We start from the raw sequence: 14943 nt of genomic DNA on the forward strand, positions 1-14943 counted from the left end.
CTTCGAGGTTTTATGATGATGCGTAAAGGATTGTTTACCGCTTCTGTAGGCATGCTGCTGCTTGCCTCTTCCGCTCTGGTGCAGGCAAAAGATTTTGGCACGCTGAAATTCGCCACCGAAGCCGCTTATCCGCCATTTAACCAATCTACACCGAACGGCAAAATCGTCGGTTATGAGCCGGATATGGTGGCTGAAATCGCTAAACGAGCCGGTTTCAAATACGAAATCGTGGCACAGAAATGGTCCGGTATGATTCCGGGTTTAATCGATGGCAAATATGACGCGGTAATCGATGCCGTGACCGTCACGCCGAAGCGTGAAGAAGTGGTAGATTTCTCCCGCCAGTACACCGTCAGTGTTTCAGGTTTCGTCACCCTGAAGGGCAGCGCGGTTGATACCTTGCCAGGCAATGGCGAAGTGGTGCTGGCGGATGACGAAGCCGCGATGACCAAATCTATCGATGCGCTGAAAGCCAAATTCAAAGGCAAAACCATTGCGGTGCAGGTTGCTACCATTCAGGCGGACTTCCTCAACAAATATCTGGCGGATGTGGCGACGATTCGCACGTATCAGGCCGGCCCGGAAACCTTCGCCGATCTGCTGAATGGCCGCGTTGATGCGGTAATGGCATCACGCACTAACCTGAATGCCTATGTGAAAAAGCATGCGGATACGGTGAACAGCACTGGTTACGGTTTCTCGGGCGGCGTGTTGGGCCAGGGTTCCGCTATCGCGATTCAGAAAAACAATCCGGAGCTGAAAGCGGCGCTGGACTCGGCGTTAAATTCCATGATCAAAGATGGCACGCTGAAGCAGCTGTCTGAAAAATGGTTCGGCGAAAACGTCGCACCTAAAGAGTAATTCCAGGCGCTTATGGCTATTGATTGGCAAATCTTAGGTTTTGGTGACGAAGGTTGGGGCGGCGTGTTGCTTAACGCCGCCACAGTGACCGTCACCGTTTCATTGTGTGCATGGCTGCTGGGCGCAATCCTTGGCAGCCTGCTGTGTTGGATGCAGATTGCTGGCGGGCGCTGGCAGCAGCGGCTCGCCAACGGCTACATCACGCTGTTTCGTGGTGTGCCGGAGCTGCTGGTGATCTACCTGTTCTATTTTGGTGGGCGTCAGGTGGTGTCGTTTGTCGGGGAAAGTCTCGGCTTGCAAGGTCCGTTCGACGTGAATGGCTTTGTCGCCGGCGCGATTGCCATCGGCCTCATCTCCGGCGCATATCAAAGTAGCGTGTTCCGCGGTGCGTTCTACGCAATCCCGAAAGGGACGCTGGAAGCCGCAACGGTTACGGGCATGGGCCGATTGATGCTTTTCCGCCGCATGATTGTGCCGCAGGCGCTGAAAACCGCGCTGCCGGGCATGGGAAATCAGTGGCAATCGGTGATCAAGGAGTCGGCGCTGGTTTCGGTCACTGGTTTGGTGGAAACCATGAACCAGATCTCCACCGCCTCCAACTCGACGCAAATGCCGTTCTTCTTCTACAGCGTTGGTGCGGTGATCTACCTGATCATCACCACCTGTTCCGATTTTGTTTTCCGCTATGTGGAAAAAGTGGCCATGCGCGGGCAACAACGCGCGCGGTTGTAAGGAGCCACGATGGATGTCACTTTCCTGCAGCACACCTTAGCTGCACTGCTGCGCGGCCTGCCGCTGACGCTGAATCTGGCGCTGCTGTCACTGTTGGGCGGCGGCGTATTGGCGCTGCTGCTCAATCTGCTGCGGCAGAATCGCTTCGGAAGCTACGTTACGCGCTTTTATGTCTGGGTGTTTCGCGGCACGCCGCTGCTGATTCAGATCTTCATGATCTATTACGGCCTCGGCAGCTTGCCAGCGGTGCGCGAAAGCGTGCTGTGGCCGCTGTTGCGCGATCCTTACTGGTGCGGTTTGATTGCATTAATTCTTAACGATGCGGCTTACACCTCGGAGATTCTGCGCGGCGGGTTAAACGCAGTGAGCGTGCAGTCGCTGGAAGCTGCCAAAGTGAGCGGTATGTCGCGTTTCACCACGCTGCGCCGCATTACGCTGCCGCTGGCGGTGCGTCAGGCATTACCGGCTTACAGCAATGAAATTATCTCGATGATCAAATCGACCTCGCTGGTGAGCACCATCAGTTTGATGGAGATGACCGGCATCGCTGATTCAATCGTCTCCGAGACCTTCCGCGCGCTGGAGGTGTTTATCAGCGCAGCGATTATTTATCTGCTACTGACCGTGCTGGTGAGTAAAGCGGTGGCGCTGCTGGAGCGCCGTTTGTCCCCTTATCACGTTGGAGCACGTCCATGAGTAAACCCACTATCGCCCTGAGTCATCTCAGAAAAAGTTATAGCGGGCACGAAGTGCTGCATGATATTAGCCTGACGGCCCAGGATGGCGACGTGATTTCGCTGATTGGTGCCAGCGGCTCTGGCAAAAGTACATTATTGCGCTGCATTCCATTTTTAGAAGTGCCGCAGGGTGGGGAAATCGCGGTGGGTGACGAAGTGGTCACTATCGATAATCCCGATGAGAAGCTGAGCCGCGAGCAGCAGCGCCGTATCAAGCTGATGCGTATGCAGCTCGGTTTTGTCTTCCAGGGTTTCAACCTGTGGCCACACAAAACCGTGCTGCAGAACATCATCGAAGCGCCAATTCATGTGCAGAAGCGCAGCAGTAAAGAGGCGATTGAAGAGGCCGAAGCGCTGCTGCAAAAAGTGGGATTGTACGAGAAACGTAACGCGTGGCCATCGCAGCTTTCGGGTGGTCAGCAACAGCGCGTGGCGATTGCCCGTGCGCTGGCGCAGCAGCCGAAAGCCATTCTGTTTGATGAGCCAACCTCCGCGCTTGATCCTGAGCTGGTAGGCGAAGTGTTGCGCGTGATTCGTAGCCTGGCGGAAGAGGGGCGCACCATGATCATCGTCACACACGAAATGGGCTTTGCACGCGATGTCTCGAACAAAGCGGTGTTCCTGCATCAGGGCAAGATTGAGGAAGCCGGTTCGCCGCAGCAGGTGTTCAGCGATCCCCTCTCCGCGCGCTGTCGCGCATTTGTGAGTAGCCACTTACAGCGCAATAGTTAACAACAGTTTCATTTCCCTTCGCACCAGCAACGAGAGTGAGCTGGTGCATTTCTTCTGCGCCTCATGTTTTACCTAAATTTCTTCCTAATTGAAGCTATTGCTCTAGCAACGGGTGGTCCGGATAGCAGCAACCACGCGCCAGGCACACTTCTGAAAACACGCGACGACCGGGAAAAGTCGTTGAATCCCTCTACGGCGCGGGTTAAAACGTTTGACTTTAGTCAGGCCTCCTTTGCTGGAGTACTTCTTTACTGCATAACCACGGAACTCTATGCCGCACACTTACCGACCATGGATGAAAAGGTATTGGCTGGTCTGGCTGCTGTTAACGCTGATTACCTTGATAGCGTTATTTACCGATCAAATTTTGCAGCAGCAGCGTGTCGGCGAGGCGCAATTTAATCAGCAGTTTAATCGTCTCGCCGCCTATCAAACGCAGAATGAAACGCTGTTGCCGCTGCTGAATGGCGATGAGGAACTCGCCTCTTTGCAGAGCAAATTCCCGCAGCTTGTCCTGTTGGAACACACCGTAAATCGTCCGTTAACCGCGCCGCGTTTTGAAGAAGTGAGCGGTGGTCGCTATTGGCTCTACAATCCTTACCGCCAGATTCGCATGCTGATCGATTTGCATTTTGCCCTGAAAACCTCGGATGTGGCGCTGGCGCTGGCTTTTCATATCCACGCACCGCCCGCCATGCAAACGGTGAACTATTCGGACACCGCGCGCTGGCAATGGCAGCGGCCGTTCATCAATCACTATCAGCCATTCTTGCTGAAAGGCAGCGCCAATCCCGACTGGCGTGCGCTGCATGCGCTGCCATTTATGCTGGCGCTGCTGGCATGGCTGGTAATTGGCGGTTTAGGCTGGTGGCTGCTGCGTCACTGGCGTCAGCACGTGGAGATGCGCCTGCGCGCGGACTATTTCCAGCGGACGCGACGTGAAGCATTGGGCGAGTTTACCGCTGGCATCATTCATGAAATTAATCAGCCGCTGACAGCCATCAACACTTGGCTGCACAGCAGTGAGCTGCTGCTGAAACAGGGCAAGTACGAGAATCTGCCGCAGGCGCTCAACGCGATGAACCTGCAAACCGAGCGCCTCGCGGCGTTGCTGCAACGCTTTCGCGACATCGTGAGCGAACGTCCGGTGGCGATGACCGCCGTGAATCCGGAAGCCATCTGGCGGCGCGTGACGGTGCTGCTGCAACAGGAACTGGATGACGGCGATGTCACGCTGCGTCAGCAGTGGCAGCACGGTCAGGCAAAAGTATTGAGCGATCCCCAATGGCTGGAACAGGTGTTCCATAACCTGTTGCAGAACGCCATTCACATGCAGCAAGGACGTCCCGATGCATGGGTGAACATGGCATCTGAACCTATTCCTCACGGCATCAAAATCATCATTAGCGATAATGGTCCCGGCTTCTCGGCGGAAGGATTAGCGCAGGCTTGCATGCCGTTTTACAGCTCGCGCGCCAATAGCATGGGATTAGGCATGACGCTGGTCGAGAGCTTGATGTTACGCATGAACGGCCAGCTGCGGCTGGCAAATCGCGCTGCAGGCGGCGCGGAGATTACCTTAATTTTCCAACTGGCGGAGTAACGGAATGGTCGCAAAGGTTTGGTTAGTGGATGATGATTTATCCGTGCGAGAATCGCTCGGTTTTCTGCTTAAGACGCTGGATTACGACGTGGCCGATTACGCCGATTTGGCCACATTTGAAGCGGCTACGCAGGCGCAGCAACCGCTGCGCGGCTGTTTGCTGTTGGATGTGCGCATGCCGGGCATTAGCGGTCTGAGTTGGCTGGCGGAGCAGGGCGATCGCCATCCGCTGCTGCCGGTGATCATCATGACCGGTCACGGCACCATTGATGCCTGTCGTCGCGCATTTCGTCAGGGCGCATTTGAGTTTTACACCAAGCCGCTGGAGATAGAACCGCTGTTGGAGACCATTCATCTGGCATTCAGCGAAAGTGAGCAGCGTGCCGATCGCTGGCAGTCGCAGCAGGGTTTGCAGGCGCGGTTTGCGCTGTTATCGGCGCGTGAAAGTGAAGTAATGCAGTTGATGATTGCCGGGCAAACCAGCAAAGAGATCGCGCGTGATTTATCGCTATCACCGCGCACCGTGGAAGCGCATCGCGCGGCGGTGTTTGCCAAGCTGGAACTCAATAATCTCGCGCAGTTGATTCACGCCTGGCAGCAGTTGAACCAGGTATAACTACCTGGCCGAACGGGTAATCGCCCGAATATTTCTTTTGCCCGCCGCGCTTTACAGTGTCACTCACTATTAAACAGGAGTGACACATGAACATCCGCCTTTCTCTGATTGCCGCTGCGGCGGCCCTGTTATCCTTCGGCAGCCACGCTGCATTAACCGAATCCAATCTGTCTCTGGCTGACGCACAGAAGCTGGCGAGCGCCGCGGTTCAATCGTGTGCGGCGAAAAACTACAACGTCACGGTGACCGTGGTGGATCGTGCTGGTTTGGTGAAAGCGATGCAGCGCATGGATAACGCCGGTCCGCACACTGTTGAAGCCAGCCAGATGAAAGCCTACACCGCGCTGAGCACCAAAAACCCAAGCGGTAAAGTGATGGAAGCCGCACAGAATAATACTGGTGCGCAGAACATGCGTGATATTCCAGGCTTCCTGCTGCTGGCGGGCGGTGTGCCGGTGAAAAGCGGCGACCAGGTGATTGGCGCAATCGGCATCGGCGGCGCACCGGGCGGCCATCTGGATGAAGCCTGCGCGATGGATGCGATGAAAGCAATTCAGTAATGCGCACCAGGTCGCCATTGATGGCGACCTGGTTACTTATGGCGCGACAGTGCAAAACAGATTAGCGGCATCGGCAAGGTAAACAGCAGCAGTTCGACAAGCAACCGTGCCCGACCGCGTGCCTGTGACAGCATAATTAGACAGATAGCGATTGTCGGAGTTGAGGCAAGCAGTGCTAGAGAAAATCTATTGCGAAATTATACTACAGGCCCGCCGCAACGGGCCAAAGGCGTTAAGCGAGGATGCGTTCAGCCCAGGATTCAATCTCGTCGCCGCTGCCGATATCCAGCTGCACCAAACCGTTGATGATGAAGGTTGGTGAAACGTGGATACCGTTTTGCCGCGAGTATTTGCTGTGCCATTTGATCTCATTCTGCAGCTCGGCACGCAGAAACGGTTCGCGCGCGTTAACGCCGCTGTATTGCTCCAGACGATCGAGAATCTGATTCGGCGTGGCATCCATATTCGGGCCGTGGCTGTGATCGGTAAACTCGAACTCTTCACGATGATCCGCCACCGCCTGCAGCACCTTTTTGGCGGCTGCTTTGCCCTCCGGTAAGGTTGAGGCGGCAAGGATGTAGCGCACAATCACGCCGGAAAACATGTGCCACGGCTGTGATTGCAAACGAATTTTTAATGTCATCTTCTCTTCGCCTACCCGTTGCAGCAACGCGTCCAGCTTGTTGAATGCGCGCACGGAGAACGGGCAGGTGGGTTCCAGAAATACTTCGAACACTTTCGGGCCGTGGCCCCAAACCAGCGGATCGGCGTGTAATGCGGTGGATTGGCTCATGGTCATTCCCTGTTGCAGCGATAAAAGTTGTCTTACTTTGGCAAAGCGCGGCGCGAACAGCCAGCGTGGGCTTGTGCTTTTTTGTTACAAAGCCATTCGATTGCTGCAAATGTGGCGCAAGAAAAATCGTTTTATAGATCCGCGAGCTACAAGAAACTCAGCCTGCAACCGCCTTGCACAGAAAATAAGCGGCTATAGTTAATCCTGTTTCAATCTTCTTACATGTAGCATTTTTGATTCATTTGCCTGGAGCCAAACGTTAAGAGCATCGAGGTTCAATGTGTTTGCCAATCTCTCCTGGAAAATCATTCATCAGGTTCTTAATGAAACCATTGCCGAGTTAATGGATGAACACCAAACGCTGGACGTTCCCACTTTGCGCGAGCGGTTGCTGGAGATGGCGGAAAGCGAATCCGATGAACTTATGGTGTTGTGTTACTGGCAAGCGAGCAAAGTGCTGACGCGCTTGCCGCCCACGGTGACCGCCAGCCAACTGATTGAAGAGGCGCGCGTCGCGTACCGCACGCCGCTTAATCACGATCCGCTTTAACCCTTGATGCTTTTCAGCGCTTTAATCGCGTTAAAGCGGCTAAGTGACGGATTAATGGTCAAGAGCGGGAAACACGCTCTGCTAGACTTGCCCTGTCAAAAACGTGGATACAGAGGACAGTAATGAAAATCAAAAGTTATGCCGCCTTGAACGCGGGTGAAGCGCTGGTGCCTCATGAGTACGAAGCCGGTGAACTGGCTGCTGAAGAGGTGCAGGTTGAGGTCGATTACTGCGGTGTTTGTCACTCAGATTTGTCGATGATTGATAACGAGTGGGGCATCTCCTCGTTCCCGGTGATTGCCGGCCACGAAGTGATTGGTCGTATCAGCGCGTTAGGCGATGCGGCGCAGAATAAAGGCTTGAAAGTGGGCCAGCGCGTTGGCATCGGCTGGACGGCGAAAAGCTGCCAGCACTGTAATGCCTGTATCAATGGCGAGCACGTTAACTGTGAGAACGGTTCGGTGCCAACCATCATGAACAAAGGCGGTTTTGCCAGCCATCTGCGCGCCGACTGGCAATGGGTGATCCCGCTGCCAGAAGCGATGGATTACACCTCGGCGGGTCCGCTGCTATGTGGCGGCATCACCGTGTTTAAACCGCTGTTGATGCATCATGTCACCGCCACCAGCCGCGTCGGCGTGATCGGCATCGGCGGCCTGGGCCACATGGCGATTAAATTGCTGCGTGCAATGGGTGCGGAAGTGACGGCATTCAGCTCCAACGCCAGCAAAACCGAGTCAATTAAAGCGATGGGTGCGGACCGCGTGGTAAATAGCCGCGACCCGCAGGCGCTGAATGCGCTGGCCGGTCAGTTTGATTTGATCATCAGCACGGTGGCGGTGGATCTTGACTGGGCGCCGTACTTCCAGGCGCTGGCTCCGCACGGTAAATTCCACACCGTCGGCGCAGTGATGAAGCCTTTTGAAGTGCCGGCGTTCAGCCTGATTATGGGCGATCGCGCGGTGACCGGTTCCTCTACCGGTTCGCCAGCCCAGCTACGTTCACTGATGAAACTGGCGTCGCGTGCGGATATCGCACCGCAGGTGGAAGAGTTCCCGATGTCTAAAATCAATGAAGCGCTGGATCACGTACGCGCGGGCAAAGCCAATTACCGCGTAGTGTTGAAAGCCGATTTTTAAATCTCATTGACCAAATCGCCATAAATGGCGATCTCAGGCCGTACGGTGCGCATTCCTGCGCACCGTTTAACTCCACGCTCTTATCCCCGATCATCCTTTTCGCCGAGGAAGAAATACCACAGCGGAATCGACGTCAGCGCGGTAAATACCGTGGTGTACAACGCAATCATAAAGCCCTGCGTGATGTACATGGTCAGCGACCAATGGCTGAACGGAATGCCATATTGATCGATAACGCCGCCGATAATCGCATTGCTCATCACCGTGCCGACAATCAGCGCCAGGATAAACAAACCGCGCAGGAAGTAGCGCATCTCTTTACGCTTCACGGCAAATCGCGCGCGAATAATGCCCAGCGGAGATTGCTGTGAAGCCAACAGCGCGGCTTCATCGAGCGGTGCGCGTTGCTGTTTGCGCCAGCGCAGAATGTCCAGCAGCAGGAACGCCAGCAAACTCGCGCCCATCACCGGCAGCGCATAACCCAGCGCCAGCGCCACCATTAACCAGGCGACTTTGGCGTAATGCGGTAACGCCATCCAGGTTTCGGTTAGGGTCTGTGCCGGATTCGCTTCGACATCTTTTGGCCGACGAATCCACCACATGCGATAACCGAACACGATCATGCTGCATAAACCGAGGCCAAAGAACGCCAGCAGCAGCTGATTGGGTAAACCAAACAGCACGCCCATATGCGCATCCACGCCCCAGCGCGTCAGCTTCGCCACCAGCGGGAAACGGGCAAAGTAGACGTGATCTATCACGCTAAAATCCTGCGGATTCACCGACACCGCATCAACTCGCGTAGGCCAGCTGCGATCGATCTCCGTCACCGCCCACGCGTTATCTGCGCGTTTCGGCTGACGCAGTTCGAGCTTCGCCGCGCTCAGTCCATCCTGACGCGCCGCATTCAGCACGCGATCCCAGTCGGCATCAGCGGCGTTATTGCGCGCCGGTTTGGCGGGCGCTGCCGTTGGTTTGGACATCGACGACATCGGCATACTCATGCCCGACATATCCCTATCCGGCATGTGATCGGCGTGCGCATCGGCCGGTGCAGCAGGTGCATCGCTGTTGAGCGAGGTATTCACCTGTGGCGTCAGCCAGTTCAGTTCGGTACGCATGCGATCGATATTGCCGCCCGCCCACTGCGACCACGTCAGGCCGGTCACTGAGAAGAACACCAAACCGATTGCCAGCGTCAGACCGAGCGTAATGTGCCAGTGGCGGCTGAAGGCGAAACCGCTGTGCGGTTGCTTCAGCTTACGTTTCGGACGCGTTCCCAGCCACAGCACCACGCCGCCGAGAGCGGCCACCCACAGCCAGGACGCCGCCAGTTCGCTGTAGTTACGACCGAAATCGCCTAGCAGCAGGCTGCTGTGCAGTAAGTCGATGGTGGTGCGCAGCGGCAACACACCGCTGGTGCCGTAAACCGGCATATCGCCTTTCACTTTCAGGCTGTAGGGATCGATAAACACTGCGCGTGACAGTGATGCACCGAGCGTGGCGTCGCTGAACTGCACGCGCGTGGTATCCGTTGTGCCCGGCGCAGGACGCACGGCGTAGATGTGCTGATTTTCGCCCGCATAGGCACGGGCCGCGCTGATTTGTGCCGACAGCGGCTGCGCGTTGCCTTGAGGTTCAGCGGTTAGCGCATCGGCATAAATCAGGTTTTCCAGCTGGGGCGTCAATACATAAAGCGTGCCGCTGAGCGCCGCAACAAAGATGAACGGGGCGACAAACAGACCAATATAAAAATGTAAGCGACGTAGCAAATTAAGCACCGCGCCGCGCGGTGCTGCAGAGTGAGCAGCAGACAAAGCCGTCTTCCTTCCAAAAAGAAATTGTCTTAGCACATCGCTCAGGCTGAGCGTGCGCTGCAATAAAAGAGGTCAGCAGGAAAGCGGTGCAGGCGGGGCGCGCGGACGATGAATGCTGCTAACGCGACGCACAATCGGCGCAACCACGTGGGGCAGCGGCGGGGCGCGCGAGATCACCATGATCAGCCAGATAAACGGAATAAACACCCACATCAGGAGCGGGACATGCACCAACAGATCACAATAGCCGCAGGCAAACTCGCCGTCGTCCATCATGTGATGGCTCATGCCGGGCATCGGCATATCCGCCATCATCATTTCATGATGGCTCATTGAGCTATCCATCATGCTGTGCTGCGGCATCGCCAGCAGCTGGCTTTGACGCTCCATCAACGTTTTCGACACAATCGGCGCGACGAACAGCAGCAGCACCGCCACAATGGCGACACAGGCAGTCAAACGCTGGCGGAAGTGGTGTGTAAACGTCATGGTTGCTAGTGGATGATTCCGTAAATGAGGCGGAAGTGTAACGCGATTGACGTTGATGGGTTAAAAAAATAGAGGCTATTTAAGAAAAAATTCGCACCTTTTGAAAATAGTCACTTAAAGAGATACGGCTGTTAACGTTAATGCAACCTGATAAAAACAGAGCGGAAACATAACATCGCGTCAGGAAAATACCATTGATGACAAAGGTCAAGAGAAGTACCTTTCACCTGTACATGTTGGAGGTATTATGAACAAGTTTACTTATACCAGCGCCAGAGAGAATTTATCTCAGGTTTTGGACCAGGCGATTGCAGGCGAGGCCGTTGAAATTACTCGACGCAGCGGTGACTCAGCGGTTGTCATCAGCAAAGCCAGTTTCGAGGCGTATCGAAAAGCCGTACTGGATGCTGAATTCGCAGAGTTAATGGGTGAGTTTGATGCATCTAATAAAGCGTTAACAGATAGATGATTCACGTTTCTGCCGAGGAGGTTATCGCACTTCACGATTACCTTTTAAAGCGTTATGCCGGTGTTGCAGGAATGCCCGATCCCGGAAGAGCAGAAGCTATTGTTACCCGCGTTATTAATCGTGAATATTACGAAGGGATTCAGGATATTTTTGAGCTTACAGCAACCTAGTGGGTGGCAATCTCACGCGGGTATATTTCTGCCGATGCGAATAAGAGAACCTCGCTTAACGTAACCATGTTGTTTTTAAAGCGTAATGGAATACGCGTACATGACCGGCCTGAATTAGTCGAATTGACGGTCATGGCAGCAACTGGCGAAGCCGGAGTGCCTTATCTGGCAAACCAATTGCGTGCATTCTTCGGATCACACTAACCACATTGTCTAAAAAATCGATCTTCCCAATCGCTCGGTAAGTTTCTCCAGCAGTGCGGTGCCCGCTAAAGAGTTGCCCGAATGATCCAGCGCTGGCGACCAGACGGCGATACTCATGTCACCGGGGATCACCGCGACAATGCCGCCGCCGACGCCCGACTTCGCCGGCATGCCCACGCGCCAGGCGAATTCCCCGGCACCATCGTACATGCCGCTGGTCATCATCAGCGCGTTCACCTGACGTGCCTGGCGCGGTGAGATCACCGCCGATTCATCATCCTGCGTGCGGCCATGATTGGCGAGATAGAGAAAGGTGCGCGCCAGTTCTTCGCAACTCATTGCCAGCGAGCAGTAGTGAAAATAGGTTTCCATCACTTTGCTGACATCGTTATGGAAGTTGCCGAAGGATTTCATCAACCAGGCGATAGCAGCGTTGCGTGCCGAATGTTCGTATTCGGAGCGCGCAACGACGCGGTCGTAATGGATGTCATTTTGCTGCGCCAGACGGCGCACAATTTCCAGCATGCGCTGACGTGGTGCTGTCAGGCGGCTTTCCAGCAGATCGCACATCACCAGCGCACCGGCATTGATAAACGGATTACGCGGTTTGCCCTGTTCCAGCTCCAGCTGCACCAGCGAGTTAAATGCCTGGCCGGACGGCTCTTTACCGACGCGCTGCCAGATTTCGCCCTCTTCATACAAGGTAAGCGCCACGCTGAGCGACAGCACTTTGGAGATAGACTGAATGGAGAAGCGCGTCGCGGCATCGCCCGCCTGAAAACAGCGTCCGTCGGGCGTGCAAATGGCGATGCCGAGCTGATTGGCATCCACGTCGGCCAGCGCCGGAATGTAATCCGCCACCTTTCCCTGCTGAGTGAGCGGACGAACTTCGCTGACAATCTCTTCTAGCAATGCATTACTGAGTTCCGACACCTTCACACTCCGTGTAACCAATATTGGCCAGGATGATGGTGATTTGCGCGCAGCGCGTCAATCGGCGGCGCAAAATTCTGTGAGCCTTCTGGGTGAAGCCTGCGTTACAGTGCGGGCTGATTTCATTAAATGTCGAGCCCGCGCGATGATAACTAACCTGTTTCGCGATTTCCCCGCCGCCGCACAGAACGGCAACGCAGAGACGTTTGAAGCGCTGCTGACGCAGCCCAATCTGCATATTGAACGCATCGTTTCTACCGGACAAGCCAGTCCGCCCGATTTCTGGTACTGCCAGACGCAAGGGGAATGGGTGCTGGTGTTACAAGGATCGGCAGGATTGCAGCTGGAAGGGGAAACGCAGGAGCGTCACTTGCAGGTCGGTGATTTTGTCGAGATCCCAGCTGGCTGCCGCCATCGCGTCAACTGGACCGATAGCCGCGGCCCAACGGTGTGGCTCGCGGTGCATTACGGTGCGATTCCGGTTAGCACAATCTGAAGTGAGAACCTCATCACATGCGAAAAATTCATTCCATGATATAAAATATGGAAAATTTATTTCAAATTGAGAGGATTCTATCATGTCATCGCTGCCGTCCTTAGAAACCTTGCAGCAGCAGGAAGCCGAGCATCGTTTACCGCAGTTTGATTTCGATTTAGCGTGGCAAATCGGCCAAAGCATCCAGCAGCGCGCGCGTGAAGACAATGCGCCTGTGGCTATCGAAGTCTATGCGTTTGGTCAGGTGCTGTTTCTGGCGGCGTTACCAGGATCCGCCCCAGAAAACCTGGAATGGATGCGTCGTAAGCGTAATACCGTGTTGCTGACCGGCCACTCTTCGATGTATGTGGGGCTTTTGAATGAACAGAAAGGCGAGCGTATGGCGCAGCAGCGTAATATCCGCCAGGAAGATTACACCGATCACGGTGGTTCTTTCCCGCTGCTCACTGCTCAGGGCGCGATTATTGGTGCAGTCACCATCAGCGGTTTGCCGTCTGCAGACGATCATGCGTTAGCGCTGTGGGGGATTACTCAGCTGCTGCGTTGATGCATCGATAAAAAGGTCGCCATAAATGAACTGAACCCCATAACCTGGACCGTTTAGTTAAAGCGCTGCGTAATGCTGAGTCCTGTACGCTACCGGACTCAGCCCACCCAACCCCATTTTTATCCGCTTAGTATTCCAGAAGTGGATATAGTCTCCGATATCCTTCTCCAGCTCCTCTACATCACGGTATTTCTTCAGGTAAAACATTTCCGACTTCAGATGACCGAAGAAGTTTTCCATCACCGCGTTGTCCAGGCAGTTTCCTCTGCGCGACATGCTCTGTGTTATCCCGTTTTCCGCCAGGCGCTGCCTATACTCCGGCATCTGATACTGCCAGCCCTGATCGCTGTGAAGAAGCGGACGCTGCTCGCCCGTCAGATGCCGTAAGGCACTGCTCAGCATATTGTTTATCATCGGCATCAGCGGCTTACGCGCCGTTTCCCAGCCCACGATTTCGCCGTTATACAGGTCCAGAACCGGGGACAGGTAGCATTTTTCACCCGCAACGCTGAACTCCGTTACGTCCGTTACCCACTTCTCGTTCGGTGCCTGTGCCCGGAAGTTGCGCTGCAGCACGTTGCCGGCTGTTCGCCCTTCGGGCCCGCGACAGGACCGGTATCTCTTCTTTCTTACCGGCGACTGCAGGCCCAGCGCCGACATCAGCTTCAGCACGGTTTTCCCGCTCAGCCCCCAGCCGTGCTGCCTGAGCAGGCAGCCCATGCGCCGGTAGCCGTAAAGACTGCGATGCTCCTCCGACAGCCTGACGATGAGCGCCTTCACCTCTGCGTACTTATCCGCCGCCTGCTGGCGGGCAAGCTGATAAAAAAATGTGCTTTTCGGCAGCCGCGATACGCTCAGCAGCACCGGCAGGCGATGCCGCGTGCGCAACCGCGTCACTGCAGCGGCTTTTTCTCCCGCTCCCGGCGCTTTTTTTCCAGGATAATCTCCTGCATAACCTTCAGATAGTCGTTTTCGGCGCGAAGGTATTCGAGCTCCTTAAGCAGCTCTTTCTCCGTCATTGATCCGGCAGGTTTTGGTGATTTTGCTTTGTCTGACATTCGTATACTCCGCGTGCTGTTTTCGGGCGGGAAAGCGTAGTGGCCTTTAAGGCTGTACTGACGGGCCCAGGATTCAACCGTTTTGTATGAGGTGAGATTAAAACGCGCCGCAACCGCGGCGTATGACTCACCGGGATGAGCCAGAACGTAATGCGCCACCTGAACTCTGAAGTCGGAAGAATAACGCCGGTGCCCGCGGGGAAGCAAAGCCTGCTCACCGTGATGCTGATAGCGTGCAACCCAGCGGCGCAGGTTAGTAGGGGCAATGCTGAAGTGCTTAGCCGTTCCATCAATACCGGCATGGCCGCTAAGAAAATAGTGAATGGCCGAGAGTTTGAATTCGACGGGATATTTTGTCGCCATAGACCTGCACCTTCAATGTCAGATTATGGTCCAACATTTGGGGTGCAGTTCATAAATGGCAACCCTTGTATCCT

The 14943-nt window shown here is 55.0% G+C and carries 17 protein-coding genes and 1 pseudogene; 13 read left to right on the forward strand and 5 right to left on the reverse strand.

Features of this window, described 5'->3' with window-relative positions; genetic code table 11:
• Positions 1–12: 12 nt before the first annotated feature.
• The 7 genes from FCN45_RS21265 to FCN45_RS21295 all read left to right on the forward strand — a co-directional run bounded on the left by FCN45_RS21265 (position 13) and on the right by FCN45_RS21295 (position 5841).
• Entirely contained in the window at positions 13–861 is an 849-nt protein-coding gene (locus FCN45_RS21265) for a transporter substrate-binding domain-containing protein (RefSeq protein ID WP_199559703.1), read from the forward strand.
• A gap of 12 nt (positions 862–873) precedes the next feature.
• Entirely contained in the window at positions 874–1593 is a 720-nt protein-coding gene (locus FCN45_RS21270) for an ABC transporter permease (RefSeq protein WP_101761142.1), read from the forward strand.
• 9 nt (positions 1594–1602) lie between these two features.
• Positions 1603–2289 carry an ABC transporter permease gene (locus tag FCN45_RS21275; protein WP_061719022.1) on the forward strand — a complete coding sequence of 229 codons (687 nt, stop codon included), beginning with the start codon at positions 1603–1605 and terminating at the stop codon, positions 2287–2289.
• Entirely contained in the window at positions 2286–3062 is a 777-nt protein-coding gene (locus tag FCN45_RS21280) for an ABC transporter ATP-binding protein (protein ID WP_064741357.1), read from the forward strand. Before FCN45_RS21275 ends, FCN45_RS21280 begins: the two co-directional genes overlap by 4 nt.
• A gap of 295 nt (positions 3063–3357) precedes the next feature.
• Complete coding sequence (locus tag FCN45_RS21285) at positions 3358–4665, forward strand: sensor histidine kinase (RefSeq protein WP_246862567.1); 1308 nt, start codon at positions 3358–3360, stop codon at positions 4663–4665.
• A gap of 4 nt (positions 4666–4669) precedes the next feature.
• Positions 4670–5281 carry a response regulator transcription factor gene (locus FCN45_RS21290; RefSeq protein ID WP_137387174.1) on the forward strand — a complete coding sequence of 204 codons (612 nt, stop codon included), beginning with the start codon at positions 4670–4672 and terminating at the stop codon, positions 5279–5281.
• Between the two features lie 86 nt (positions 5282–5367).
• On the forward strand, positions 5368–5841 hold the full coding sequence (locus tag FCN45_RS21295) for a heme-binding protein (RefSeq protein WP_137387175.1): 474 nt from the start codon (positions 5368–5370) through the stop codon (positions 5839–5841).
• A gap of 232 nt (positions 5842–6073) precedes the next feature.
• Here the strand turns inward: FCN45_RS21295 and FCN45_RS21300 are convergent, their stop codons facing one another.
• Entirely contained in the window at positions 6074–6634 is a 561-nt protein-coding gene (locus FCN45_RS21300) for a thioredoxin (protein WP_137387176.1), read from the reverse strand.
• Positions 6635–6914: 280 nt separating this feature from the next.
• Between FCN45_RS21300 and FCN45_RS21305 the strand changes: the two genes are divergently transcribed.
• Together FCN45_RS21305 and FCN45_RS21310 are read left to right on the forward strand one after the other, a co-directional pair.
• Positions 6915–7184 carry a hypothetical protein gene (locus FCN45_RS21305; RefSeq protein WP_101761136.1) on the forward strand — a complete coding sequence of 90 codons (270 nt, stop codon included), beginning with the start codon at positions 6915–6917 and terminating at the stop codon, positions 7182–7184.
• Between the two features lie 122 nt (positions 7185–7306).
• Positions 7307–8323, forward strand: coding sequence for an NAD(P)-dependent alcohol dehydrogenase (locus FCN45_RS21310; protein ID WP_137387177.1), 1017 nt, complete (start codon positions 7307–7309; stop codon positions 8321–8323).
• 80 nt (positions 8324–8403) lie between these two features.
• Here FCN45_RS21310 and FCN45_RS21315 read toward each other — a convergent pair whose 3' ends face one another.
• Together FCN45_RS21315 and FCN45_RS21320 are read right to left on the reverse strand one after the other, a co-directional pair.
• The gene (locus FCN45_RS21315) at positions 8404–10140 is read right to left on the reverse strand and encodes a DUF2534 family protein (RefSeq protein WP_137387178.1); all 1737 of its coding nucleotides are present in this window, start codon (positions 10138–10140) and stop codon (positions 8404–8406) included.
• A 72-nt stretch (positions 10141–10212) separates the two neighbouring features.
• The gene (locus tag FCN45_RS21320; RefSeq protein WP_137387179.1) at positions 10213–10629 is read right to left on the reverse strand and encodes a DUF2946 domain-containing protein; all 417 of its coding nucleotides are present in this window, start codon (positions 10627–10629) and stop codon (positions 10213–10215) included.
• A 247-nt stretch (positions 10630–10876) separates the two neighbouring features.
• Between FCN45_RS21320 and FCN45_RS21325 the strand changes: the two genes are divergently transcribed.
• Both FCN45_RS21325 and FCN45_RS21330 read left to right on the forward strand, forming a co-directional pair.
• A complete protein-coding gene (locus tag FCN45_RS21325) occupies positions 10877–11098 on the forward strand; it encodes a type II toxin-antitoxin system Phd/YefM family antitoxin (protein ID WP_110867236.1) in 222 nt (73 codons plus the stop codon).
• Positions 11095–11472: pseudogene (locus FCN45_RS21330) on the forward strand (type II toxin-antitoxin system death-on-curing family toxin). The gene FCN45_RS21325 and the pseudogene FCN45_RS21330 overlap by 4 nt, the downstream one beginning before the upstream one ends.
• A gap of 9 nt (positions 11473–11481) precedes the next feature.
• Here FCN45_RS21330 and glsB read toward each other — a convergent pair.
• Positions 11482–12405, reverse strand: a complete 924-nt coding sequence (glsB, locus tag FCN45_RS21335) for a glutaminase B (RefSeq protein WP_137387180.1) — start codon at positions 12403–12405, stop codon at positions 11482–11484.
• Between the two features lie 145 nt (positions 12406–12550).
• Between glsB and FCN45_RS21340 the strand changes: the two genes are divergently transcribed.
• The gene (locus tag FCN45_RS21340) at positions 12551–12901 is read left to right on the forward strand and encodes a cupin domain-containing protein (RefSeq protein WP_137387181.1); all 351 of its coding nucleotides are present in this window, start codon (positions 12551–12553) and stop codon (positions 12899–12901) included.
• Between the two features lie 82 nt (positions 12902–12983).
• Entirely contained in the window at positions 12984–13448 is a 465-nt protein-coding gene (locus FCN45_RS21345; RefSeq protein WP_137387182.1) for a heme-degrading domain-containing protein, read from the forward strand.
• Between the two features lie 57 nt (positions 13449–13505).
• Here the strand turns inward: FCN45_RS21345 and FCN45_RS21350 are convergent.
• Positions 13506–14869, reverse strand: a protein-coding gene (locus FCN45_RS21350) for an IS3 family transposase (RefSeq protein ID WP_137385294.1) whose coding sequence is annotated in 2 segments (ribosomal slippage) — positions 13506–14374 and positions 14374–14869 — 1365 coding nt in all. Because the reading frame shifts where the segments join, the coding sequence is not laid out codon by codon here.
• Positions 14870–14943 lie beyond the last annotated feature (74 nt).

It is taken from the genome of Pantoea sp. SO10 (assembly GCF_005281435.1).
In the GTDB taxonomy this organism is placed as follows: Bacteria; Pseudomonadota; Gammaproteobacteria; order Enterobacterales; family Enterobacteriaceae; genus Pantoea; species Pantoea leporis.

Coding starts and splice junctions, on each gene's coding strand:
- FCN45_RS21300 (WP_137387176.1), bottom strand. CDS start 6,634: ATGAGCCAATCCACCGCATTACACGCCGATCCGCTGGTTTGGGGCCAC.
- FCN45_RS21295 (WP_137387175.1), top strand. CDS start 5,368: ATGAACATCCGCCTTTCTCTGATTGCCGCTGCGGCGGCCCTGTTATCC.
- FCN45_RS21285 (WP_246862567.1), top strand. CDS start 3,358: ATGAAAAGGTATTGGCTGGTCTGGCTGCTGTTAACGCTGATTACCTTG.
- FCN45_RS21345 (WP_137387182.1), top strand. CDS start 12,984: ATGTCATCGCTGCCGTCCTTAGAAACCTTGCAGCAGCAGGAAGCCGAG.
- FCN45_RS21290 (WP_137387174.1), top strand. CDS start 4,670: ATGGTCGCAAAGGTTTGGTTAGTGGATGATGATTTATCCGTGCGAGAA.
- FCN45_RS21270 (WP_101761142.1), top strand. CDS start 874: ATGGCTATTGATTGGCAAATCTTAGGTTTTGGTGACGAAGGTTGGGGC.
- FCN45_RS21280 (WP_064741357.1), top strand. CDS start 2,286: ATGAGTAAACCCACTATCGCCCTGAGTCATCTCAGAAAAAGTTATAGC.
- FCN45_RS21310 (WP_137387177.1), top strand. CDS start 7,307: ATGAAAATCAAAAGTTATGCCGCCTTGAACGCGGGTGAAGCGCTGGTG.
- FCN45_RS21275 (WP_061719022.1), top strand. CDS start 1,603: ATGGATGTCACTTTCCTGCAGCACACCTTAGCTGCACTGCTGCGCGGC.
- FCN45_RS21325 (WP_110867236.1), top strand. CDS start 10,877: ATGAACAAGTTTACTTATACCAGCGCCAGAGAGAATTTATCTCAGGTT.
- FCN45_RS21320 (WP_137387179.1), bottom strand. CDS start 10,629: ATGACGTTTACACACCACTTCCGCCAGCGTTTGACTGCCTGTGTCGCC.
- FCN45_RS21265 (WP_199559703.1), top strand. CDS start 13: ATGATGATGCGTAAAGGATTGTTTACCGCTTCTGTAGGCATGCTGCTG.
- FCN45_RS21340 (WP_137387181.1), top strand. CDS start 12,551: ATGATAACTAACCTGTTTCGCGATTTCCCCGCCGCCGCACAGAACGGC.